This is a genomic window from Thalassomonas sp. RHCl1 (genome assembly GCF_947387555.1).
Taxonomy (GTDB): Bacteria; Pseudomonadota; Gammaproteobacteria; order Enterobacterales; family Alteromonadaceae; genus Thalassomonas.
This window is the reverse complement of record NZ_CANDNZ010000001.1, coordinates 1,328,859-1,348,861: the sequence shown is the minus strand read 5'-3', so window position 1 is coordinate 1,348,861 and position 20,003 is coordinate 1,328,859. Positions and strand designations below refer to the sequence as shown.

At 45.0% G+C, this 20,003-nt stretch carries 21 protein-coding genes; 12 read left to right on the top strand and 9 right to left on the bottom strand.

The genetic code is table 11. The features are described from left to right. The first annotated feature begins 349 nt into the window (after positions 1-349). The 6 genes from QL234_RS05890 to QL234_RS05865 all read left to right on the top strand — a co-directional run bounded on the left by QL234_RS05890 (position 350) and on the right by QL234_RS05865 (position 4,741). Positions 350-766, top strand: a complete 417-nt coding sequence (locus QL234_RS05890) for a hypothetical protein (RefSeq protein ID WP_281556897.1) — start codon at positions 350-352, stop codon at positions 764-766. A gap of 242 nt (positions 767-1,008) precedes the next feature. Then, a complete protein-coding gene (locus tag QL234_RS05885) occupies positions 1,009-1,653 on the top strand; it encodes a carboxypeptidase-like regulatory domain-containing protein (RefSeq protein WP_281556896.1) in 645 nt (214 codons plus the stop codon). After that, positions 1,640-2,287, top strand: a complete 648-nt coding sequence (locus tag QL234_RS05880; RefSeq protein WP_281556895.1) for a DUF6795 domain-containing protein — start codon at positions 1,640-1,642, stop codon at positions 2,285-2,287. Before QL234_RS05885 ends, QL234_RS05880 begins: the two co-directional genes overlap by 14 nt. Beyond that, a complete protein-coding gene (locus QL234_RS05875; protein WP_281556894.1) occupies positions 2,274-2,924 on the top strand; it encodes a carboxypeptidase-like regulatory domain-containing protein in 651 nt (216 codons plus the stop codon). Before QL234_RS05880 ends, QL234_RS05875 begins: the two co-directional genes overlap by 14 nt. 37 nt (positions 2,925-2,961) lie before the next feature. Further along, a complete protein-coding gene (locus QL234_RS05870; protein ID WP_281556893.1) occupies positions 2,962-4,119 on the top strand; it encodes a lipase family protein in 1,158 nt (385 codons plus the stop codon). A gap of 337 nt (positions 4,120-4,456) precedes the next feature. Next, positions 4,457-4,741: a SymE family type I addiction module toxin gene (locus QL234_RS05865; protein ID WP_281556892.1), complete on the top strand. Its 285-nt coding sequence runs from the start codon at positions 4,457-4,459 to the stop codon at positions 4,739-4,741. Between the two features lie 338 nt (positions 4,742-5,079). Here QL234_RS05865 and QL234_RS05860 read toward each other — a convergent pair whose 3' ends face one another. Both QL234_RS05860 and QL234_RS05855 read right to left on the bottom strand, forming a co-directional pair. Next, complete coding sequence (locus QL234_RS05860; protein ID WP_281556891.1) at positions 5,080-6,393, bottom strand: putative adhesin; 1,314 nt, start codon at positions 6,391-6,393, stop codon at positions 5,080-5,082. An 18-nt stretch (positions 6,394-6,411) separates the two neighbouring features. Beyond that, positions 6,412-6,888, bottom strand: coding sequence for a CesT family type III secretion system chaperone (locus tag QL234_RS05855; protein WP_281556890.1), 477 nt, complete (start codon positions 6,886-6,888; stop codon positions 6,412-6,414). Positions 6,889-7,360: 472 nt separating this feature from the next. Here QL234_RS05855 and QL234_RS05850 point away from each other — a divergent pair, with 472 nt between their 5' ends. After that, a complete protein-coding gene (locus tag QL234_RS05850) occupies positions 7,361-8,050 on the top strand; it encodes a PEP-CTERM sorting domain-containing protein (protein WP_281556889.1) in 690 nt (229 codons plus the stop codon). A 111-nt stretch (positions 8,051-8,161) separates the two neighbouring features. On the opposite strand, the gene QL234_RS05845 is transcribed toward QL234_RS05850, so the two are convergent. From QL234_RS05845 to QL234_RS05835, 3 genes are all read right to left on the bottom strand, one after another. Then, positions 8,162-8,995 carry a hypothetical protein gene (locus tag QL234_RS05845; RefSeq protein ID WP_281556888.1) on the bottom strand — a complete coding sequence of 278 codons (834 nt, stop codon included), beginning with the start codon at positions 8,993-8,995 and terminating at the stop codon, positions 8,162-8,164. A gap of 216 nt (positions 8,996-9,211) precedes the next feature. Next, positions 9,212-9,433, bottom strand: a complete 222-nt coding sequence (locus tag QL234_RS05840) for a hypothetical protein (RefSeq protein WP_281556887.1) — start codon at positions 9,431-9,433, stop codon at positions 9,212-9,214. A 202-nt stretch (positions 9,434-9,635) separates the two neighbouring features. Beyond that, positions 9,636-10,751 carry a trypsin-like serine protease gene (locus QL234_RS05835; RefSeq protein ID WP_281556886.1) on the bottom strand — a complete coding sequence of 372 codons (1,116 nt, stop codon included), beginning with the start codon at positions 10,749-10,751 and terminating at the stop codon, positions 9,636-9,638. Between the two features lie 524 nt (positions 10,752-11,275). Here QL234_RS05835 and QL234_RS05830 point away from each other — a divergent pair. Further along, positions 11,276-11,989 carry an endonuclease gene (locus tag QL234_RS05830; protein WP_281556885.1) on the top strand — a complete coding sequence of 238 codons (714 nt, stop codon included), beginning with the start codon at positions 11,276-11,278 and terminating at the stop codon, positions 11,987-11,989. Here QL234_RS05830 and QL234_RS05825 read toward each other — a convergent pair. Next, positions 11,955-12,485 (bottom strand): lipocalin family protein, encoded by a 531-nt coding sequence (locus QL234_RS05825; RefSeq protein WP_281556884.1) that lies wholly within the window; start codon positions 12,483-12,485, stop codon positions 11,955-11,957. The two genes, QL234_RS05830 and QL234_RS05825, sit on opposite strands and share 35 nt — an antisense overlap. Positions 12,486-12,571: 86 nt before the next feature. Then, positions 12,572-13,441, bottom strand: a complete 870-nt coding sequence (locus tag QL234_RS05820) for a MerR family transcriptional regulator (protein ID WP_281556883.1) — start codon at positions 13,439-13,441, stop codon at positions 12,572-12,574. Between the two features lie 192 nt (positions 13,442-13,633). Between QL234_RS05820 and QL234_RS05815 the strand changes: the two genes are divergently transcribed. From QL234_RS05815 to QL234_RS05805, 3 genes are all read left to right on the top strand, one after another. Next, the gene (locus QL234_RS05815) at positions 13,634-14,641 is read left to right on the top strand and encodes a DUF523 and DUF1722 domain-containing protein (protein WP_281556882.1); all 1,008 of its coding nucleotides are present in this window, start codon (positions 13,634-13,636) and stop codon (positions 14,639-14,641) included. Positions 14,642-14,706: 65 nt separating this feature from the next. Then, positions 14,707-15,441: an SDR family NAD(P)-dependent oxidoreductase gene (locus tag QL234_RS05810; protein WP_281556881.1), complete on the top strand. Its 735-nt coding sequence runs from the start codon at positions 14,707-14,709 to the stop codon at positions 15,439-15,441. 29 nt (positions 15,442-15,470) lie between these two features. After that, entirely contained in the window at positions 15,471-16,895 is a 1,425-nt protein-coding gene (locus QL234_RS05805; protein WP_281556880.1) for a deoxyribodipyrimidine photo-lyase, read from the top strand. Between the two features lie 156 nt (positions 16,896-17,051). Here the strand turns inward: QL234_RS05805 and QL234_RS05800 are convergent, their stop codons facing one another. After that, positions 17,052-17,942 (bottom strand): heme-binding protein, encoded by an 891-nt coding sequence (locus tag QL234_RS05800; RefSeq protein ID WP_281556879.1) that lies wholly within the window; start codon positions 17,940-17,942, stop codon positions 17,052-17,054. Positions 17,943-18,189: 247 nt separating this feature from the next. Here QL234_RS05800 and QL234_RS05795 point away from each other — a divergent pair, with 247 nt between their 5' ends. Continuing rightward, positions 18,190-18,933: a hypothetical protein gene (locus QL234_RS05795; protein WP_281556878.1), complete on the top strand. Its 744-nt coding sequence runs from the start codon at positions 18,190-18,192 to the stop codon at positions 18,931-18,933. A 105-nt stretch (positions 18,934-19,038) separates the two neighbouring features. Here the strand turns inward: QL234_RS05795 and QL234_RS05790 are convergent, their stop codons facing one another. Continuing rightward, positions 19,039-19,950: a diguanylate cyclase gene (locus QL234_RS05790; RefSeq protein WP_281556877.1), complete on the bottom strand. Its 912-nt coding sequence runs from the start codon at positions 19,948-19,950 to the stop codon at positions 19,039-19,041. Positions 19,951-20,003 lie beyond the last annotated feature (53 nt).

Genomic DNA, 20,003 nt, shown 5'->3' with positions numbered 1-20,003 from the left:
ATTTGATACATGCCCATACGCTTTTCGAAGCTATTATTGCTTGTTCAAATAATCTAATCTACAGTTATTAGTTGATCTTTTAATCGCTAAAAAATAGTTGTTATCTAAAACCTAATTAATAATTTAAAGGGAGAGGTTTTTGTGTAAAAGAATAAATGGCATCAACAGTGTCAAGGAACCATCATGGCATTATGTGAAAAATGTAAGAATAACCCGACTTACCGCAAACTGAAAAAAACAGGTAAGAGCGGTAAAAGACGTTTCGGGTTAAGCCATAAACTCTTAAAAATGAGACAATCTTCCTCCGCGATAAAATGCGAGAACTTTCCATATTGTGGCGGATATGTTGATGAATAAGGGCCCTATGCCAGAAGATAAGTTTCATTTATCAACAAGTGAACGACTAGATGCCGTTAAAGAGTGGTTTAAAAAAGAAATAACCGAATCAAGCAATCGGTTTTGCAGCCTATTTACTTTTTTTTTCGGTGTTTCTTCAGCTTCTTTATCTGTATTTCTACTTTTAGTAAAAATTTCAAAAATACCATTCAATATACCTTTAGTTTTTGCTATTTCCTGCTACCTATTATCGACTTTTTTTATTATAAATGAATTAATTAGAGAACCAGAGGAAGCATCAACGAAACTTAACATTAACGAGGATTATAGAAATGAATATACAGTAAAAAGAGAAGTTATACGAAGATGGTATGCCGCCTGGCTCCTTGCCGTTATTTTTTCTTTTATGAGTTTATTTTTAGACCTTTAGATTTAATATCAAACAATCACCTCTAATCCGTCAGGTCTGGTCTTATTTTTTGCAATACGAGCTCCAAAGGCATATACGAACAAAACAATATAAATATCTTCCATATTTATCACTTATTCAGCTCTTTCAAAGTCATTGAATCAATTCATTTAATCACACCTTGAATAAACTGATAAAACCAATAAACTGTCTACTTAACAAGCAAATAGTTTTGCACACAGCAGCATCATGGAGGATGTTCTTTGTTAAAACTCTTAAAACATAAAAAACATACTTCTCTGATTAATGCTTTAATTCATTCCCGAAAATGTCAGCTTGCTATAGCTATAATTGCTTGCTTTTTATACGTGATCTTCATTCAACCACAGGAAGTGCGAGGTATGTTTAACATGTTTAAGCGTTATCAGGTAGAAATGTCCCCTGAGGTGCGTGGCAGAATCACTGATGGCGGAGAGCCAGTAGCAGGTATACAAGTAGCACGTACCCTACTTTATGAGGGCTATCAAAATGGCAAAGAGCAACTAGAACATACCACAACAGATACCAATGGCCGCTTTTCATTCAAACCAATGGTGGTGAAATCCCGGAAACCGGGCGGCATATTTGGCCAAAACTTACCCGTTCTGCAAGCTGTTTATGTCGAACGCGATGAGCAGCTATTCTCCCTTTGGTCTACCAGTAAATCTTGGAAATCTATTCAGCCGCTAGCTGATTTAATGCTGCAACTTAACTGTGATTTACAAGATAAAGAAGTTCAACACCTCATTAATGCTACTAACTACGGTGGTTTACCACGTCAAAGCGTAACTTCTATCTGCCATTGGCAAGGAGAGTTAATTTCCACTTACTATAACAATGAGCTTATTTCTTCCTATGATGAAATTTAAAAGGCAAGATAAATCTATAAAGGGAGAAGCGCATTCCCGCAAATATACGCTTGGTATAGGTCTTGTTATCAGCTTTATTTTCATATTTTCACTCGTGATATTTTTCCAACCACAGGAGGTGCAAGCCATGTTTGGCATATTCAAAAGTTATCAGGTAGAAATGTCCCCTGAGGTACGTGGCCGTATCACAGATGGTGGCAGCCCTGTAGTGGATATGAAAGTAATTCGTAAGCTTGCTTATGAGGGCTATCAAAAAGGTAAAGAGCAAGTAGAGCATGCAACAACTGATGCTAATGGTCAGTTTTCTTTTAAGCCATTAGTAATCAAATCACGCCAGCCAGGAGATCTTTTTGGTCAAAATATGCTTATTTGGCAGGTTGTTTATGTGAAACGCGGTGAAACTATTTATCATCTCTGGTCTACCCATAAAACTTGGAATGCTATTCAACCCCTGTCTGATTTAATGCTGCAACTTAATTGCGATTTACAAGATAAAAAAGTTAAACATCAAATAAATACAACAGATTATGGAGGAATACCTGAGCAGGTAGTTGGTTCAATCTGCCATTGGCAGGGAGACTTAATATCAACTTACTATAACAATGAGCTCATTTCTTCTTATGATGATATTTAAAAAGCTAAGCGCTTCAATAAAAAGCAGGCTTTCACCCCGTAAATTACCGCTTGGTATCAGTATTGTTATCAGCGTTATCGTCTTCTTTTCAATCATACTATTTATTCAGCCACAGGAGGTGCAAGCCATGTTTGGCATATTTAAACGTTATCAGGTGGAAATGTCTCCTGAGGTACGCGGCCGTATTACAGATGGTGGCAAGCCAGTAGTGGGTATGCAAGTGGCACGTAGCCTTACTTATAAAGGCTATCAAAAGGGAAAAGAGCAGCTGGAGCATACCCTAACAGACGCGGACGGTCGCTTTTCATTTAAGGCGCTCATGGTGAAATCACGTTTGCCGGGAGATTTATTTGGTCAAAACATGCGCATTGCACAAGCGGTTTATGTTGAGCGCGGGGAACAGCTATATTCACTATGGTCTGCACATAAAACCTGGAACTCTATTAAACCTTTATCTGAGTTATTAGTACAACTTAACTGTGATTTACAAGACAAAGAAGTCCAACACGAAATAAACGCTACTGACTACGGCGGTATTCCAGCTCAAGTAGTTATTTCAATCTGTCACTGGCAAGGAGAGCTAATCTCAACCTATTATAACAATGAGCTTATTTCTTCCTATGAAGAAATAAAATAACGGGTAACGGATATACCAAATATTTTAAGGATAAAATATGCCTGCCATTTCCCCTCGCGTCGCATCAAATTTAGCCTTAGCATCATATGACATTATTGGCCCAGTAGCTAAAGGCGTTAAATTAGATCTAAAAGCCGAAACCCGACAACATTTTAATTTTGACTTATCCAAACATGTATACAAAGGTACTTCCGGCGGATTTTTTTGGCGACAAGAAACGGGCTTTGCTCTAATCGGTCAGGGGATAAGTCGAGAACATGCCAAAGATCAGGTTATTGCCATCAGAGGTACCCATACTTTAGCCGATGCGCTCACCGATGTTACCTGTCACAGCACCAACAGCTACACCGGAAAGTCGGTACATACTGGTTTTCAAAGCTGCTTTGCTTCGATGCGTCCTGGGTTGTATTCCTATCTGAATCAGATAGAGAACCGCCGAAAGCAAGGTATTATCCATTGTGTCGGCCATAGTTTAGGCGGTGCCCTGGCATCTCTAACCGCCGACTGGATCAAAGCCGAATTTGATAAAACAGTCTATTTATATACCTTTGGTGCACCACGCGTGGGTAAAAAAGACTTTGCCACTAGCTCAAGTACCCGGGTAGATAAAATATTCCGTTGTGTTCATGGTGCCGATCCTGTGCCTAAAGTGCCAGTTTGGCCGTTTTATCATGCGCCATTAAACGGCAATGAATACTTATTATCACGTGCCCAGGGTATGGACCATAACGCTCACTCTATGGCGGCAGGCCCTGGCTATATCCACACAGCCAATCGCAACGGCTGGGAAAATTTATACCAGCAGGCAGCAGCATCACTAAGCCAGCGGGTGGTACTAAATTACCAAAACCGTATACAAACCACCTACTCAACCCATTGGGCTGATAAAATTGCCGCAGCCTTAATGACAGTACTGATAGATGGCGGCGCTGCGGCGATTATCGCAAGTTTACAGGCCGCAGGGACCGCAATAGGCACGGTATACGACATCATGGCCAGAACCTTGGTAGATATCGTGAAAGTCGCCGACAAGCTTAAAGAGCAAGTCAAAGGTTTACTCGGACATATGCTGGTGTTTGCAGGCAAAGGTGCCCATATCACCATCGAGTTTACTGAAAAATTTATCCGCTGGGTTTTTACCGTCACTATAGGCCGCTTAAATAAAGCAGCCAGACAGGCTTTGAAGCAGAACTAATGATTATTAAGAACAAGACCTACTCTTGGCTGACACGTAGAGAGAACACTTAAAACCAGTGACTCTAAAGCCCTCTATTTAACAGCCTCAGCCATCAACAAACAAATAGAATATCAACTCCCGTTTATTGAAGTTATTAATCTAATAAACACCCCAACCACTGTTGCTTTATCCAGCAAATTAGTCTTTCCTTAAAGGTGCCTCTAATTAACAAAGGAGCGCCCCACCCCAGTATATTCAAAGCACACCGCAATACTATGCGAAGCAACAACCGCAACCCCTGAGTGCTCCCACACCCAGAGATTGCTAACCACAACGAACTAACGTGGAGTCCGCCATGGCTGAATCTAATCATAGGTCAGAGCCTCGCTCGGCAAAAGTAAAATATCCCGCAACCCGCCAACTTACGGTATTGGAAACCATATGTGAGAACGCCGCCAAAACCCGCGGGGTAGGCCTTAATTATGTGCCGGTAACCTTAGAGCCTTATATTGTCTTAAGAGGCAAGTGGCTCACTCAGGCCGGTTTTAGCGTTGGGCAAAAAGTCACAGTTACCGCCAATCAGGATAAATTGGTGCTCACGCCAAACCCGGCTTCCCCCGAGCCGGTAGCGAAATCTTAGTGAAACTTTAATGGAGAAAAGCAGCTGCTGCGTCCTGATATTTGCGCAGCAACTGCTAATTGCAAACAAGCCTGCCTTGTACCTTACTTAGCAATAAAACAGCTACAGATTGTTTAACTAGCATTGAATTGTATTCAGTTACTTTGTTAAAAAAAGCGAATGACTAATAGATACAAAAGGTCTCTGTATCCGATTCTTACTCGCATGTGCCTTGAGCAATTGCAATGCAAAAAACAAATCCAGCCCTTTTTTCAGATCTCCGAAATAAAAAAGGGAAACATTAGTATTTCCCCTTTCCTGTTTATCGGCAATTTTACACAGTTTTTTATTGATAGAGATTAACCCATAACTCCACCTTGCGTTAAAGCGCTTAAAATTGATCTCGGAGTATCAGCGATAGCTTCATTCCTCATAGGTTCCAATGGCTCATGAACTGGCTTTGAAGCACTCTGCATTTGTGCGGGACTATAGCTTGGCCCTGACGACACTTCGCTGTCGTTACGACAGAAAAGCACCACTACCTCATCGTAATGAATGCCTGCCTGTGCCAGCTCTTTTAATAAGGTATTAAGATCTATCTCGCTATCTTCTTTTAAAGCGATCACATCAGATAATGGTGTGTCATGCTTTGACTCTGAGTTCTCAACATGACGCTGCATGCCCTTTATAACCCCATCTTCTTTGGCGTGGGATAAGTTGTAGTTTGCAACTTTTCCTTGATTCGAACCACTGTCCTCTAGCCCTGTTAACTCACGTGTGCTTACTTCAGGGTGATTTTGAGCAACAGTTGAACCGTGCTCTGAGATCACCCCCAGGCGATCAAGGTCATTGCTGAGCGCTAAATATAGAGGTGCTTGAAGCTTCTTACCGTGTGGGGCAAGTATTGTCATCGTTGTATCTTCCGGTATCTCTACACCCCCAGGCTTCAGCCAATCCCCCGGAGAGCCCCAATCAGTGACAGACTGATATGGATGCAGTTGGCCGCCGTGACAGTGGATAACGGCACGTTTACAGTCTTGCTGATCAAAGTTGAAAATCAATAGGTTTTTTGTTTCAAAAGCATTAATTTTCCTGTCGTCAGACAAACTAGTACCCGCTTCATGCATAGGAAGAGTAGTTGAAGTACCCGGGAACTGCTCGGGTCGGGTCCTGCCGGCCTCTCTAAACTCCTGCATAGTTTCACGGGTGGGCGCCATGCTTCTTGCACTAGGGGCATCATGACCACTAAATTCTTGGAGCAAGTCTACAACACCATGTAGATGTTGCATATTTGTCTTCATTCTACCACTGGCATCTTTCCAAGACTGCATGTGTTCGCGGGCATGTTCAGTACCCTCGGCCATGCCTTCGTCGACTGGTCTCGCCAGTTCAGCTGCGCCATGAACCTTAACAAATTGATCAATGATTCTGCCCTTTATTGTAGGCTGTACATGAAGATCTAAATCCTCTGCTGTCAGCTCTACCGGTCGGCCAAATTGCTCATCAGGTACACCCGAAGCATTTCGAGGAGGTTCACTGGTTCTATTTGACGGGCACATTGCTAAGGTCGCGGTGAGATGTTTTATTGGTGCTTCTTCCACTTTGGGAAGACCCCCTACCAAAGCCGGATCCATTGGCGTTAGTTGAGGGGCTTTTGGGGCTGTTGTTTCCATAGTTTTCTCCGATACAGATTAAATTCGAATAGCGTTAATTGCGTTGATGCCGTTATTAGCCATAGACATTTCCATGGCTTGGTCGCCATTGTCATGGGCTTGCAGCAATGACTGAATATGGTTGGCAGTAACAATCACTGAATTAATTTGCTGCTGAAATGATTCAAAGTTCAGTGACTGGATCAGGCAGCGCTGACTCAGTACCAGGCCATTGGCAATAGGGTCAATGGCAATAGCCATGCCTTTGGTTTCTTCCAGAAACAAATTAGCGGTTAAAACAAACCTTAAGGTGTCTATTGATAATGCTTCCACTCGCTCACACAAGTTAGCAGTAAGGTATACGTGCTCGTGCAGCGGGCTAGCATAGATAGTCAGTGCTACCTCTGAAGTACCGATAAAGCACTTGTGGTTGCTGTCTAATTTAAAAGTGGCGTTAAATTGTTTACCAATGGTATTTAACCATTGATCGATTAAGTTACTGTCTGTGTAGTTCATGTTTTTACTCATTTTATGTTTTGTAATGAGTACCACTTTGTGGAGAAAAGTTTCGATTTTGTTATCATTTATATAAACAAAAAAGCAACCAACTGAAAAATAAGGAGTTATATTTTGTTTGGCGTTAATATACAGCGGACAATTAAAGTCAGATGAGTAAATTTGACAGCCAATACGCTCAGTATGTACTGATGAATTTAAGTCAAAATGGGAGGCTTACCCAGCCATGAACGGCTTAGGCTTAAACCTTAAACCATTAAGATTGCGCATTAATTTTTCAGATAAGCTTCATTAGAGGCCATGCTATACAGCACTAAAAGAGAGGAGATTAAAGGTTCAGCCATCAGAGTCCTCCACTCAAATAACTATGACTCCCCCATCAGTATGACTGCCCAGAAAATTGACGTTTTTATGGCGTAACTCTTGCCTGCCCCGTTCTTGCTTAAACCTTAAATTTTCAAAGGATGTTTTAATGAAAAATACTTTAATTAATAAGTCACTAACGGCATTAATTTTCTCCCTACTTTGTTTAGCCAATAATACTTATGCAGGCTTGATCAATGCCGATGTTTCAGGAAATGATGGCGGAGCTTTCACCTTAGATCTCCCCGGTTACGAACTTAAATGGCTCGATTTTGGCTCTATCACAGGTATCGATTATCAAGGTCTCGATACACTGATTGCCGCCGGAGGAGAATATGAAGGCTGGCGCCTGGCCACCCAATATGAAGCAACTGAGTTATGGGAGGAATTATTCTTCTCTAAAGTTAACTCTGAATATCAGGCCACTAACGGCAATACGGTATTTACCATACCTCAAAACTCTATCGTTGATGACTTACTAAAAGAATATCAAAGCATTACCGGCCTGAGTTACAACTATAAAGGTTCTCCGTCTATCGTTGGTTTTTACCAGGCAGATAGCGGTGCCATCAATGCGGTTCAAGCATGGTACCAGGATGAAAGATCCAACATACTCAATAATGTCAATGATGACTTTACCCACTACTCTTCCAATATCGCCAGTACGCATACCCAGTTACTATTAGTTCAGGGCAATACCAGTGCGGGTGAACTGGCCAATGTTCCGGAGCCAACGACTCTAGCGCTCCTATGCATGGCACTCATAGGGCTGACAACACGCCGCGTTAAAAAGCAGTAAAATTGCCACCGTGCTCACACCTCATTTTTAGAAAAGCTCTGGCACAATAACAAAAGATGGTTTGAAACCAATAATGCCGGGCCTCCCCTGATGGCGGCCTGGCCTCTGGTTTTAATTTGCAGTAAAAGCCAAAACTATCAATGATAGCAACAAGCTAAGCATGCCAACAAATACTGTAAACAGCATAACAATTGCCCTTAGCGGCGTAGCTTTAAAGCCCAGGCAATAAAGATACGGCATTAATTTGCCAGATAAGCTTTCGCTAGATATCAATAGCCTTATAAATATCATCAAAAAAACCGGGAATATGCTCAGCATAACCGCGTAGAAGTAAATCCCCGTCAAACTTTTAAAACTGAGTGCAGGAAGTAACACACTCCAGATGGAGTTGATAATAGACAAGAGGCTACTATGCCCGCTCCACCCCAGGCTGTAAAAAGCCACATGAATAAAAACGGTTAGCAAAACAAACAAGGCGGCATTGAGCGAAAACACTTGAAATAACAAATAGCTGATACTGTCTGTCTTGGTCACATCAAAATTATTTTTCAAGCGGGGATAATATGAATAGCTTAAAAAAATAATAATATAAACACTCAGAAAGCCCTGAAAAAGAAACTGCCTTAAAAACCCTACCGAAGCAAACTGTTCAAGCAAGCCCTTGTTATTTAGGGTATAAAAAGATAATGAAATGAGCAAAGATACCAGCGTAATGAAAAAGACATGAAGGATAAATGCAAACGCCCCTTTATCGCTGGCAAAACAGCCATCAAAGCACTTACCGAGTACATGGTCTATTTTTGACTTTTCCGGGTTAGCGGCAGTTTTATCGATTGCTAAGTACAGTATTCTCGCTTCCGACTCCCCCAGCAAACCGCCCAACTTTAATAAAGCGCCGCCGATTAACAACATCGGTATGATCACATTATGTAATAGCAATTCCATTTATCTGTCTCATGGCCGCAGTAATAACCGCAAACTTTGGCAAGTAAATGACTTGTTTATAAAAAAGATAATGAAATTAATCAAGTGCCCGGCAATAAACAAGGCTTCTGCTCAGCTTAACGTCTTTCGCATCACGTTAAGCTATTATCAGCAGCTAAACCGTCAGGCAATGTAAGCGGGCTGTTTGACTATAGAGAATAAAACTCGCCCCGGCACTTACTCACCCGGCGTTAAATTAGGCAGGTTCGCCGTGCCCATGGTCATAAACACCACGCCACCGGCAAAGCAAACAAAAGACAGCGCCGCCATACTTGCAACATATTCCTGGGATGCCCCCTCTTTCGTTAGCAGCAGCCAAATAAGGCTGACAAAGGCACCTGTAAAGCTGGTGATACCAAAAAATATCGAGACTTTTTGTAATATACTTTTTTTCTTCATTTGCCATCACTCTCATTAGCGCGTCTAAAATACCAGCATCACTATAAGGCACAGGCAAACAACAAGTGTTGATAAGCGTCAAAAGATCGCCCGTTTGGCAGTTTATTTCAGGCAAAACGTAAAAATCCCACTTTCAGCCTGAGTGAGTCATCTCAGCTAAAAGTGGGATTGTTTCATTTGTAATACAATCAGTGATTACAAATTAGTTCCAGTTAGCAGTTAAAGTTAAACCACGAACTCGGCTGTAAGCATACACTTCAATATTCCAGGTACCCGCTGAAGGGTTAGAAATAGTACAAGATTCCGTGTTGCTGCTTCCTTCAGAAGTACAAGCGTACGAAGAAGATGAAGAGTGACCTACGAACAGGTCAGCATCACCGGTGCCACCACTGGTATTGATGGTGAAGCTTGTAGTACCTGCTGGAATGTCAACCGTATAAGTATTGGTTGCTCTGCGGCGAATATTAATGTTGGTTTCTTCCAGACCATCACCCGGCGTTACCACGCCACCGTCATTCATAACACTGTCAATCCAGTCGGTGTAGCTGGAAACACGAGTGAATACGCTAGGCGCTACGCTACTGGTACATGAAGCAGTATAACCGTAGCTCACCACACCAATTTGCTTGTCCTGGCCATTTTCGTTAACGAAAAGCGGGCCGCCGCTGTCGCCGCTACATGAGCTTTCAGTGTTTGTGCTGGCACAAAGCTGGGTAGAAGGAATGTTTACGCCGTACTGACCCCAAATGCTGTCACATGTGCTTGGCGAAATTACAGGCAGTTCAACTGCTTGCAGAATATCTGGATACTGGCCATTACCGTGGCTGGTATCACCCCAACCGATTAAAGTAGCAATATCGCCGGTAGAACCGGTAGTAAAGCCGATAGTGTTGTTGTTCACCGGAGTATCAAGCTTAATCAAAGCAATGTCGTTAACAATGGCATTGCTGCTCCAGCTTGGATGAATATGAATTTCAGAAGCGCCAACGGTTACACCGTCATTGCTGTTGCTGGTGTCACGGGCACCAATTTGCAGAGTGAACTGTCCCGGAGTTTTACCGCCGTCAACACAGTGCGCCGCAGTCATTACCCATTGTGAATCAATCAGGCTGCCACCACACCAGTGATCATAAAAACTCCAACCGATAGATACCATCCAGTCGCGGGCAAAAGTATCATCGCCGCCGATAACCTGAATAGACGAATCAGCAAGTTTGGTTGGTTGCGTTACCGCAGCATCTGCTGCAATCGCCGCTTGTGAAATCAATGCACTTAAACAAACTGCCAGCACTTTCGGCTGGAAAATAGACTTACTCATTTTAGAACTTCCTTATAGTGTTTATTGACGCCTTGCTCAGGCGCAATATTTATTTTTATAATGGTGAACACACACCTTATTAGTATTTGATTTACAAACACTTTATTTTATTCACCAGGCTTAACCACCCGGTTGAATTCATAGTAGCGCTTTCATTTTTGCTATCTAGCAAATTAGCGACGAACTTTTGATACATTTACGACAACTATATTTTACACTTTAATAACAATAGGTTAGAAACCCCCGTTAATTTAACCGTCGCTTTTTTTTCAAAAAATGTCCGGCTATTACCAATAAAAACAAGCACATTGAGTGTTATTTATCCGCAGTGGCAACTCACGGGCTAAAATACTTGCTCTGTATCAAGTAAATTTTTTACATCAAGGCAAGAATATCCGCTCATTCTCTAATCAATAGCGGACATTTTTCTGAACAAGTACTTTCCTTTTTACCCGCTACTCCTTAAGATCTCAGTTCTGATCAGCCTTTCCCTATTTCAAATCGCTACACACAATAGAAACTTAATGAGATATTTCGCTTTATTCATGCTGTTGCTGGCAACGCCGGTGTTGGTCATTGCCAATACCCCTGACGACAACAAAGACCAAGAAATAACAAACGAACTTTTTTGGCCGCAGTTATATAACCGTAACTATCACACCCTGTATTGCGCCGTTAACAAACCTCCCCAGGCCAAGGTCACCATTACCCGGCTTTACCCCGCCAGCTGGCTGGAGCAGGCATACGGCTGCAATAACAAAGGTTATTGCAACCAGGCCCAGTACCAATATGCCAAAGCAGATTTACATAACCTCTGGCCTGCCCTAACCCGTTATCACCAGGCTCGGGGGCAATTGCCCTTTATGGAAATTCCGGGCGAAAACATGCACTTTGTCGAAGAACAATGTGATTTTGAAAAAGGTTTTACCGGCGAAGGCCCAAGCACCGCTTCGGGTATCACTTCCAAGAGGAATGCAGGTATAGAACCAAGAGATTACGCCAAAGGGGAAATCGCCCGCAGCATCTTATATATGCTGTGGAAATATCGGCTGCCGGACCACGGCATGCTGCCGTTGATGGTAAAATGGGCAAACCAATACCCGGTGAGCCACGAAGAGCAATGGCGCAATGGCGCAATGATAAAATTGAAAAATTACAAGGCAACAGAAACCCGTTTATTGACGATAAAGAAATGGCAAATATTTATTTATCCATCAGATAGTCGCGGCTTTGTTTAACAAATATCAGATCTTGTGTTGCAAATCCCAAACCGGCCAGTTTAGTGAGTAAATCATTTTTTAACGACTCGGTGATTTCCGGGGTTCTGGACAGTAGCCACAGATAAGATCGATCATTACTGGTCACTAACGAATACTGATAATTTTTGCCTAAATCAAAAATAAGGTACGAGCCGTAAAAAGGCCCGAAGAAAGACACCTTTAAATGGCCAACGTCATGCTTGCCGACAAAATAGCCCTTGCCCCGGGCTTGCTGCCAGCTGTTTGACTGACTGTCAAAACCCCGGTTAATCACGTTAATGCCGCCATCTTGTCGCTGGCTGTACTCGGCACTGACTTGCTCTAATCCGCGTTCAAAAGCATGGTCGAGTCTTGCGATCTCATACCATAGTCCCAGGTACCTTTTTACTTCAAAGTCTTGAACCGGCTCGATCCCCTCGGGAATTGCCACACAAGCGCTCAGCGCAAATATCAGCCCAGTTAAAAAATATCGCATGCATTATTCCCCTTTCTTAACCGGTTCGTTCAGCAGCAACACCAGTGCCTCCGGTGATCAATGTGTGCATATACACCTCCGCAAGTTTAACTGATGGCCATATGCTCTAAGCCGGTAATACAGGTTTTCACGTCAGCAAAAACACGGCTGTCATGGTCAAAGCGGGTAAGTACCGGCGCCGTACCACACAGCCACATCCGCTTATTATCCCCCAGCGCAGCAGCCAGCAGCGCTTGCTCTTTATCTTTTAAAACACCGTCCTGGTAAAACACTGTGTCGCTGTCGTTAAACTTTTTCACAAGCTCTACCGCCGCCGCAACACTAAAAGCACGATTAAATAGATACACGGAAAATTTCAGATCCGTTAATTCCAGCGCCATCAACGCCAGACACCACATAGGCGCCTGCTCACCGGCGATCAGTGTCACCGCAGGCGCCTGTTTTTTCTTGCTCACTTTCGCGCTTAAGCGCATCAAGGTATAACGAACAAGTTCACTTTCCATAAAACCGAACGCAGCCCCTTCATCGTCTCCCTGGGCCAATAACGCAAACACCGGTGTTATCAGGTGTTCACGACAAACCGAGATAGGATAATTGGCAAAAAATTCTTGGATCAGGTGCTCTAACTTAGTCACGGAAAACAATTGGGCCGCCGCAACCAGGGCTGCAACCGACTGCTGCCAGTTTTCACTTTCCTCTGCCGCAGACGGCTCAGGAGCATCCCCCTTAAGCAGCAGCTTCACCTTGCCTAACGGTACCCCCCGGGCAACCAAAGCAAGTACTTTTTCTATGACAGCCACATCCTGATCACAATAAAGACGATGTCCTTTGCTGGTTCTTTTCGGGGTCAGCAGCCCGTGACGCCTTTCCCAGGCCCTGAGGGTCACCGTGTTGACCTTAGTGCGAGCACTCAGTTCACGGATAGGAAAATAACTGTCTTGATTTTCATTGCTCATTACGCTGTTAGCTCTTTATCTGGCACTTCCAAAACTTATACAAAAAATAATAGTGTACAAGATTAAAGTTGTACACTATTATTGTTTGTACAAGCTTTAAATTGTACATCAATATTATCTGTATAAGTATTTTCTGATGTTAACCGGCTTATTAGCAGATAACATCAGGCAATAGCCAAGAGAGGGTTAGACATGAAAAAGCAACAGATCATTGCCACTATGAAAGTACAACAGCAAACAAGTGCTGCCCCGCAGATTCAGATCGGCTTAAGTGCATGCCTGGCCGGCCATGCGGTGCGCTACAATGGCGGGCACACGCAATCACGCCTGTGTCTGGATGTCTTAAGTAAACACTTTACCTTCAAGACCTTTTGCCCTGAAGTGGCTGCCGGTTTCGGCACTCCCCGCCCGACCATGCGCCTTACCGGAGATCCCAGCGCACCAAAACTGGTCTTTAGTAAAGGGGATGGCGGTGATTTAAGCGAGCAACTCATCAAAGGCTTTACACCTGAACTGGCTGAAATGGCAGCACTGGACGGCTATATCTTGATGAAAAACTCACCCAGCTGCGGATTGCAAAGGGTAAAAGTCTATCAGGAGAACGGGCATCCGCACCAGGTTAAAAGCGCAGGTCTGTTTGCCAAAGCCTTAAAAAAGGCCTATCCCAGCATGCCGATTGAAGAAGAAGGTCGCCTCAATGACAACAAGATCTTTGATAACTTTGTCCAGCGGATCTACGCCTATCACAATTTTCGGACAGAGGTCATGGCACAACCTGGCTTGCATAAGCTGACTCAATTCCACAGCAGTTATAAGTATCTGCTGATGGCCCATGATCAGAGAAAATGCCGGGAGCTTGGCCAACTATTGGCATCGGGTAAAAAAATGCCGTTGCAACAACTTACCGGCCGCTACCTTGCGCAATTCATGCAAGCCCTTGAACAGCCGGCCAGCAAAAAAAATCATGCCAATGCCCTACTTCATATTTTAGGTTACATCAAAAAAAGCCTCCCTTCGCCGGCAAAACAAGACATCTTGGCGGTCATTGACAGATATAAATCAGGCATCACCCCCCTGGCAACCCCCCTGGCCCTGCTCAGCCATTACTTGAACCAGCATGGCTCTGTCTATATCAAGGCGCAGCGTTACCTGAATCCTTATCCGCAAAGCATGCATCCAATCCGACACTTTTGCCGCTAGTCCTGACAAGATAAAGCGGGCTGCAGGGGTTAACCCATGAACCATAGCAGAGCGAGTACAACCAAATGACCACTCGAAACATTGCCGTTATCGGCAGCTCCGGCGCCATTGGCAAGGCCTTGACACAACAGCTGGCAGCAAGCTTTACCGAGGCCAGCATCTATACATTTTCCCGATACAAGGCAACCAGGCAGCAGCAACTGCCAGGCACACAGTGCATTCATACTGTAATTGATTACGACAATGAAAGTTCGATACAGGCGGCAGCTGCGACTGCCGCCAGCAACTGCCCGCTAGATATGGTGATCGTCGCAACCGGCATGCTTTATGACGACTTACTGATGCCGGAAAAATCACTCAATGACTTATCTGCCGAAAAATTTGTCCGCTTGTTTGCGGTTAACAGTATTTTACCGGCAATCCTGGCAAAACATTTTATTCCCGCCCTGAACAAACAGGGACGTTCGCTGTTTGCCGCCCTTTCCGCTCGCGTGGGCAGCATCTCTGATAATGCCCTCGGCGGCTGGTATGCATACCGCGCTTCAAAAGCAGCCCTGAACATGATCATTAAAAATGCCGCGATTGAAACCAAAAGACGCAATAAAGCCGCCATTGTCGTCGGGCTACACCCGGGCACGGTCGACAGCCATTTATCAAAACCCTTCCAGGCTAATGTGCCCGAACATCGGCTCTTTACTCCGGATTTTTCCGCGCAAAAACTGGTTCAGGTATTAACCGGCCTGACATCACAAAGCAGCGGAAAATGTTTTGCCTGGGACGGCAGGGAAATAGCCCCTTAACTACCGGTAAAGTAAAGTGAGTTAACATCATGAAAAACGATATTGCCATTCATTGGTTCCGCCAGGACTTACGTTTATCCGACAACCCGGCGTTCACTGCAGCCGCCGGCCACAGCAAGATATTGCCGCTTTATATTCTCGATAACCACAACAGTGGTGAACATAGCATGGGGGCAGCAAGCAAGTGGTGGCTGCACTATTCCCTCGAGGCGTTAGATGCCTCATTAAGCGATACGCTCTCCCTTTACCAGGGAGATCCTATGGCCATTTTGCTGGATATCATCGCCCGCCACCGGGTCAGCGCCGTCTATTGGAACCGCTGTTATGAACCCTGGCAAATAACCAGGGATAAAGCGATCAAAGCCCGATTAACTGCACTGGGCATCAAAGTAAAAAGCTTTAACGCCTGCCTGCAGCATGAGCCCTGGAGTATCCTTAAAAACGACGGTACGCCATACCAGGTTTTCACCCCTTATCACCGCCGGGCGAGCATGACAGATACCGATAGCCAGAGCTTGCCTGCGCCTGCGCTCACTCAGTCCTTATACCAGGATAACCGGGCAGTGGCCCTGGATGCCCTGAGTTTGCTGCCTGAAATCCGTTGGCACAGCAAGTTTAACCCTTGCTGGACACCCGGTGAGGCGGGGGCACAATCTGCCCTGAAAAAATTTTTAGCCCGAAGCTTAAAGCACTACCAAACAGGACGTGACTTTCCCGCGTTAAAAGCCGTCTCTAAACTATCCCCCCACCTGCATTTTGGCGAAATATCACCACGGCAGATCAACAAGGCGTTACTGTCGTTTCCCGATGATAACAACCGCGAGCACTTCAAACGGGAGTTGAGCTGGCGGGAGTTTTCCTATTATTTATTATTCCATTGGCCCGAGTTACCGCAAAAAAACTTCAAAACAAATTTTAATCATTTCCCCTGGACAGATAACCCGGAGAGCTTAAAGCGCTGGCAGCAAGGTTTAACCGGCTACCCCCTGGTTGATGCCGGCATGCGGGAGCTTTGGCAAACGGGTTTTATGCATAACCGCGTGCGCATGATTTGCGCCTCGTTTCTGGTGAAAAATTTATTGATCGACTGGCGTTTGGGAGCCCGCTGGTTTTGGCAGTGCCTGGTCGATGCCGACCTGGCCAGCAATAGCGCCAGCTGGCAATGGGTCGCGGGCTGCGGCACAGACGCAGCCCCTTACTTCAGGATTTTTAACCCCGTCAGCCAAGGTGAAAAGTTTGACCCTGAAGGAAGCTACACCAAACAATACCTGCCTGAACTGAAAGATTTACCTGAAAAATACTTATTTCGCCCCTGGCAAGCGCCTGAAGAAATATTAAAAAAAGCGAAGATTACCCTGGGCCAGGACTATCCGCTGCCTATGGTGGATATCAAAGAAAGCCGGAAAAATGCCTTAGCCGCATACGATAGCAGCAAACACGCCATTGGCGGTTAAAATGCCCCGGGATAATATTGGCTAAAACAAGCCAGGTAAGGTTTATTCCCACAGGGGATAGCCATTTAAACCTATCTCACTTGCCCAAAATAGCAGCCCTTTAACATCACACCGGAGATTTAAGGGCCGCCTTTAGGGCAAGAAAGTCTCTGTTAACTACTGTTTGGTTAAGGTATTCACGGTAACATGCGGCCAGCGGATCAGACCGGGTTCGCCGCTGAATTTTTTATGGAATTCAAGCGCGACATTCTGGGAGTATTGCAGCTGTTCAAAGGTTTGGCCGGACATCGGCAGTTTGATGGTTTGCAGCCAGAAGTCACACTGAAAACGGGTAGCATTGGCATGTCTGACAATAAAGGGAACATTGTTGATGCCGCCTTCATTTTCTGAGTCCAGGTGCATATGGGTGGTTTTAAGCACTTCCAGGCCGTTGTTGTCCCTTTGCAGGTTTTCATTGGGATTGGTGACATTGAAAATCTTCGACTTGGTTTTCATTACAATGTCGTCAACCGTTAAGCGCTTTTGCTCTTTATCGTACTGGTCGAGAAAATCAACCGGCGCCCCGACCATATCCAGGGTTGACGGCAAAGAGGAGATATCGGGAACGGCAATCTTGCCCTCTTTAACCACACTGTCACCTAAAATCATTGCAGAATCCCCGTGGGGAATGGTGGCACTGCGGGCAATACTGAATTTGGCTGCGGGTGCTTCGTCGTCGGTTTCCGATTCTATATCTCCAAGATACATCAACATGCCGTTTTCGACATGGATCAATGCTTTGGTATCCAAATCGTGAATGCGCTGTTCATATTCTACCGCGCCAATATTTTGCTCCAGCGCACCGCCGCGGTTACGCACCGGATCATCAACGGCTTTAAAAGTTAAGGTTTCGCTATAGTTTTGCACGATTAATTTAAAGGCAGCAGTACCGTCAGGCGTAGATCCGGGAGCAGGAACCGAGATCACACTCCACCCCTTTACGCCTACCCAAGTGCCGATCAGGCCTTCAAGCGGACCAAATGAGGGAGTTTTTTCTTGCGTAGCCATAATGTATTTCCTTTGATTATTATTATGCCCGTAAATCATCTCATAATAGAGCATGTTACGGCCTTGAGCCACAAAGCTTAGTCACAATGTAACTCGCCAGCAGGCACCACCCTAAGTGTTAAACAAGCCGTTAATTTTGCTTTAACCCGGGTAACAAAAAATGGTGCCTTGCTCGTGGAAGTTCTACAGGCTACTATAAAAGACAATTTATAATATTGACACTAACTTTTTGAAAAAGGACACAATTATGCCCTCCCTCAATCAAGCGACTAAAGTTTTCGGAGAGAGTATTTATAGGTTCGGAGGGGATACCATAGAGATCCTTGGTGCGCCGGAAGATACCGACTGGCTGCGTTGGGGAATGCTCAACGACAGAAAGTTAACCCGGCTGTATTTTTTCAAGAATAACAGCGAAAACCAAATCTACCAGTTTATCTTTCTTAACGGCGCCTTCAGGTACGACAATACCCTGCCGGTGATCAGCATCACCGGGGTTACCAAGACCATGAACACCGGCAGTATCGCCATGCTCAGCACCCCCAATTTTGAGGAAGTACAAGGGGTTAACGGCAAAGACCTGCCTGTGCCCAATAACTACCATGTTTATATGCAAGACCGCGACGATGCCACGCAAATCAACCAGTTTATCTGGGAGAAAGGCACCGAGAATTTAGAGCACAACGGCATTACCCGCGCCAAATTTGCCATTAACGGCTTCCCGGAAGATACCGACTGGAGCCGCTGGACCATGACCTATGACAGCAACCGCTATCAGCTGTCGCTGCCTGCTTATGTCTATTATGCCTTCAAACAGGGCAGCAATACCGAGCTCTATCATGGCCGTTACGGCCATAAAGATGCTCAAGGCACGGACGTCTACGGTTATGAAGGTGTTCTGACCCTTGAGGGGGCGCCGGAAAATACCGACCATTCCGGCATGGCCATGGTCTTTGACGGCATTGATACCCATCTTTATATGCTCACCAAATAAGGTTTTTATCAGCTGACAACCCCTGCGGCTGTTCACCCATATAAAAAAGCCCTTCAGATATCACCTGAAGGGCTTTTTCTTTTATCACTGCCGGCTAAAACCCGGCTAACCCTGGCGGGAAATTCGAAACTGGTTGCGCCCCGATGTTTTGGCCTGATAAAGCGCCTGGTCGGCCCATTGCAGCAAATCTTCTACCGAGACTTCCCGCTGCTCCGGCAACAAGGTGGCCACGCCAAAACTTGCGGTGACATGGCCGCAGGTACCGGATTTATCATGTTCTATCTCCAGCTCAGCCACCGCCTCGCATAAGCGCTCGGCGCACTGCGCTGCCCCTTCGCTGTCGGTAGCCGGTAAGATCACCACAAATTCCTCACCGCCGTAACGGGCAATAAAATCTGTGGTGCGATCGAGCTTGCTCGCCAGCGCCGTAGCCACCCTTTTTAAACAATCATCACCGGCGCCGTGGCCGTAACAGTCATTAAATTGCTTAAAATGGTCGATATCTATCATGATGATGGAAAGCGCGGCTTCAGAGCGTACTATGCTTTCCCTTTGCAACATAATATATTCATCGAAGCGGCGGCGATTGGCGATGCCGGTTAAAGCATCGGTACGGTTTAAGCGCTCAAGCTCATCGCGGTTGCGCTTGGCTTCTATTTGATTCGCCACCCGTACTTCAACAATCGAGGGGGTGAAAGGTTTGGTAATATAATCCACTGCCCCCATTTTTAAACCTTTGATTTCCTCTTCGGGTGAGCGCATCGCGGTAATAAAGATAATCGGGATACGCTTGTTGCCCCCCGTCATCTCACCAATGCGCTCAAATACCGTATAACCATCCATGTCCGGCATGCTGATATCCAGCAAAATAAGATCCGGGGCCTGAGCCGCCACGCGCTTTAGCGCCTGCTCGCCGCTTTTGGCGATCACCAGCTCATAGTCTTCGGATAATATGCTGATCATTACGTTGATGTTTAAACGTTCATCATCGACGATCAAGATGCGTGCTTTTGACATAAAGTTCTCATTACTCGTTTTAGCTTACCGCTGTTATTACCTTCAGGTATAAG

What these genes read in the sequence shown, in the direction of transcription:
- QL234_RS05860 (WP_281556891.1), bottom strand. Translation starts at nt 6,393, where the DNA reads ATGGAAACAACAGCCCCAAAAGCCCCTCAACTAACGCCAATGGATCCG.
- QL234_RS05855 (WP_281556890.1), bottom strand. Translation starts at nt 6,888, where the DNA reads ATGAACTACACAGACAGTAACTTAATCGATCAATGGTTAAATACCATT.
- QL234_RS05845 (WP_281556888.1), bottom strand. Translation starts at nt 8,995, where the DNA reads ATGGAATTGCTATTACATAATGTGATCATACCGATGTTGTTAATCGGC.
- QL234_RS05805 (WP_281556880.1), top strand. Translation starts at nt 15,471, where the DNA reads ATGAAAAACGATATTGCCATTCATTGGTTCCGCCAGGACTTACGTTTA.
- QL234_RS05810 (WP_281556881.1), top strand. Translation starts at nt 14,707, where the DNA reads ATGACCACTCGAAACATTGCCGTTATCGGCAGCTCCGGCGCCATTGGC.
- QL234_RS05890 (WP_281556897.1), top strand. Translation starts at nt 350, where the DNA reads ATGAATAAGGGCCCTATGCCAGAAGATAAGTTTCATTTATCAACAAGT.
- QL234_RS05830 (WP_281556885.1), top strand. Translation starts at nt 11,276, where the DNA reads ATGAGATATTTCGCTTTATTCATGCTGTTGCTGGCAACGCCGGTGTTG.
- QL234_RS05795 (WP_281556878.1), top strand. Translation starts at nt 18,190, where the DNA reads ATGCCCTCCCTCAATCAAGCGACTAAAGTTTTCGGAGAGAGTATTTAT.
- QL234_RS05790 (WP_281556877.1), bottom strand. Translation starts at nt 19,950, where the DNA reads ATGTCAAAAGCACGCATCTTGATCGTCGATGATGAACGTTTAAACATC.
- QL234_RS05850 (WP_281556889.1), top strand. Translation starts at nt 7,361, where the DNA reads ATGAAAAATACTTTAATTAATAAGTCACTAACGGCATTAATTTTCTCC.
- QL234_RS05800 (WP_281556879.1), bottom strand. Translation starts at nt 17,942, where the DNA reads ATGGCTACGCAAGAAAAAACTCCCTCATTTGGTCCGCTTGAAGGCCTG.
- QL234_RS05870 (WP_281556893.1), top strand. Translation starts at nt 2,962, where the DNA reads ATGCCTGCCATTTCCCCTCGCGTCGCATCAAATTTAGCCTTAGCATCA.
- QL234_RS05875 (WP_281556894.1), top strand. Translation starts at nt 2,274, where the DNA reads ATGATGATATTTAAAAAGCTAAGCGCTTCAATAAAAAGCAGGCTTTCA.
- QL234_RS05815 (WP_281556882.1), top strand. Translation starts at nt 13,634, where the DNA reads ATGAAAAAGCAACAGATCATTGCCACTATGAAAGTACAACAGCAAACA.
- QL234_RS05865 (WP_281556892.1), top strand. Translation starts at nt 4,457, where the DNA reads ATGGCTGAATCTAATCATAGGTCAGAGCCTCGCTCGGCAAAAGTAAAA.
- QL234_RS05820 (WP_281556883.1), bottom strand. Translation starts at nt 13,441, where the DNA reads ATGAGCAATGAAAATCAAGACAGTTATTTTCCTATCCGTGAACTGAGT.
- QL234_RS05840 (WP_281556887.1), bottom strand. Translation starts at nt 9,433, where the DNA reads ATGAAGAAAAAAAGTATATTACAAAAAGTCTCGATATTTTTTGGTATC.
- QL234_RS05835 (WP_281556886.1), bottom strand. Translation starts at nt 10,751, where the DNA reads ATGAGTAAGTCTATTTTCCAGCCGAAAGTGCTGGCAGTTTGTTTAAGT.
- QL234_RS05880 (WP_281556895.1), top strand. Translation starts at nt 1,640, where the DNA reads ATGATGAAATTTAAAAGGCAAGATAAATCTATAAAGGGAGAAGCGCAT.
- QL234_RS05825 (WP_281556884.1), bottom strand. Translation starts at nt 12,485, where the DNA reads ATGCGATATTTTTTAACTGGGCTGATATTTGCGCTGAGCGCTTGTGTG.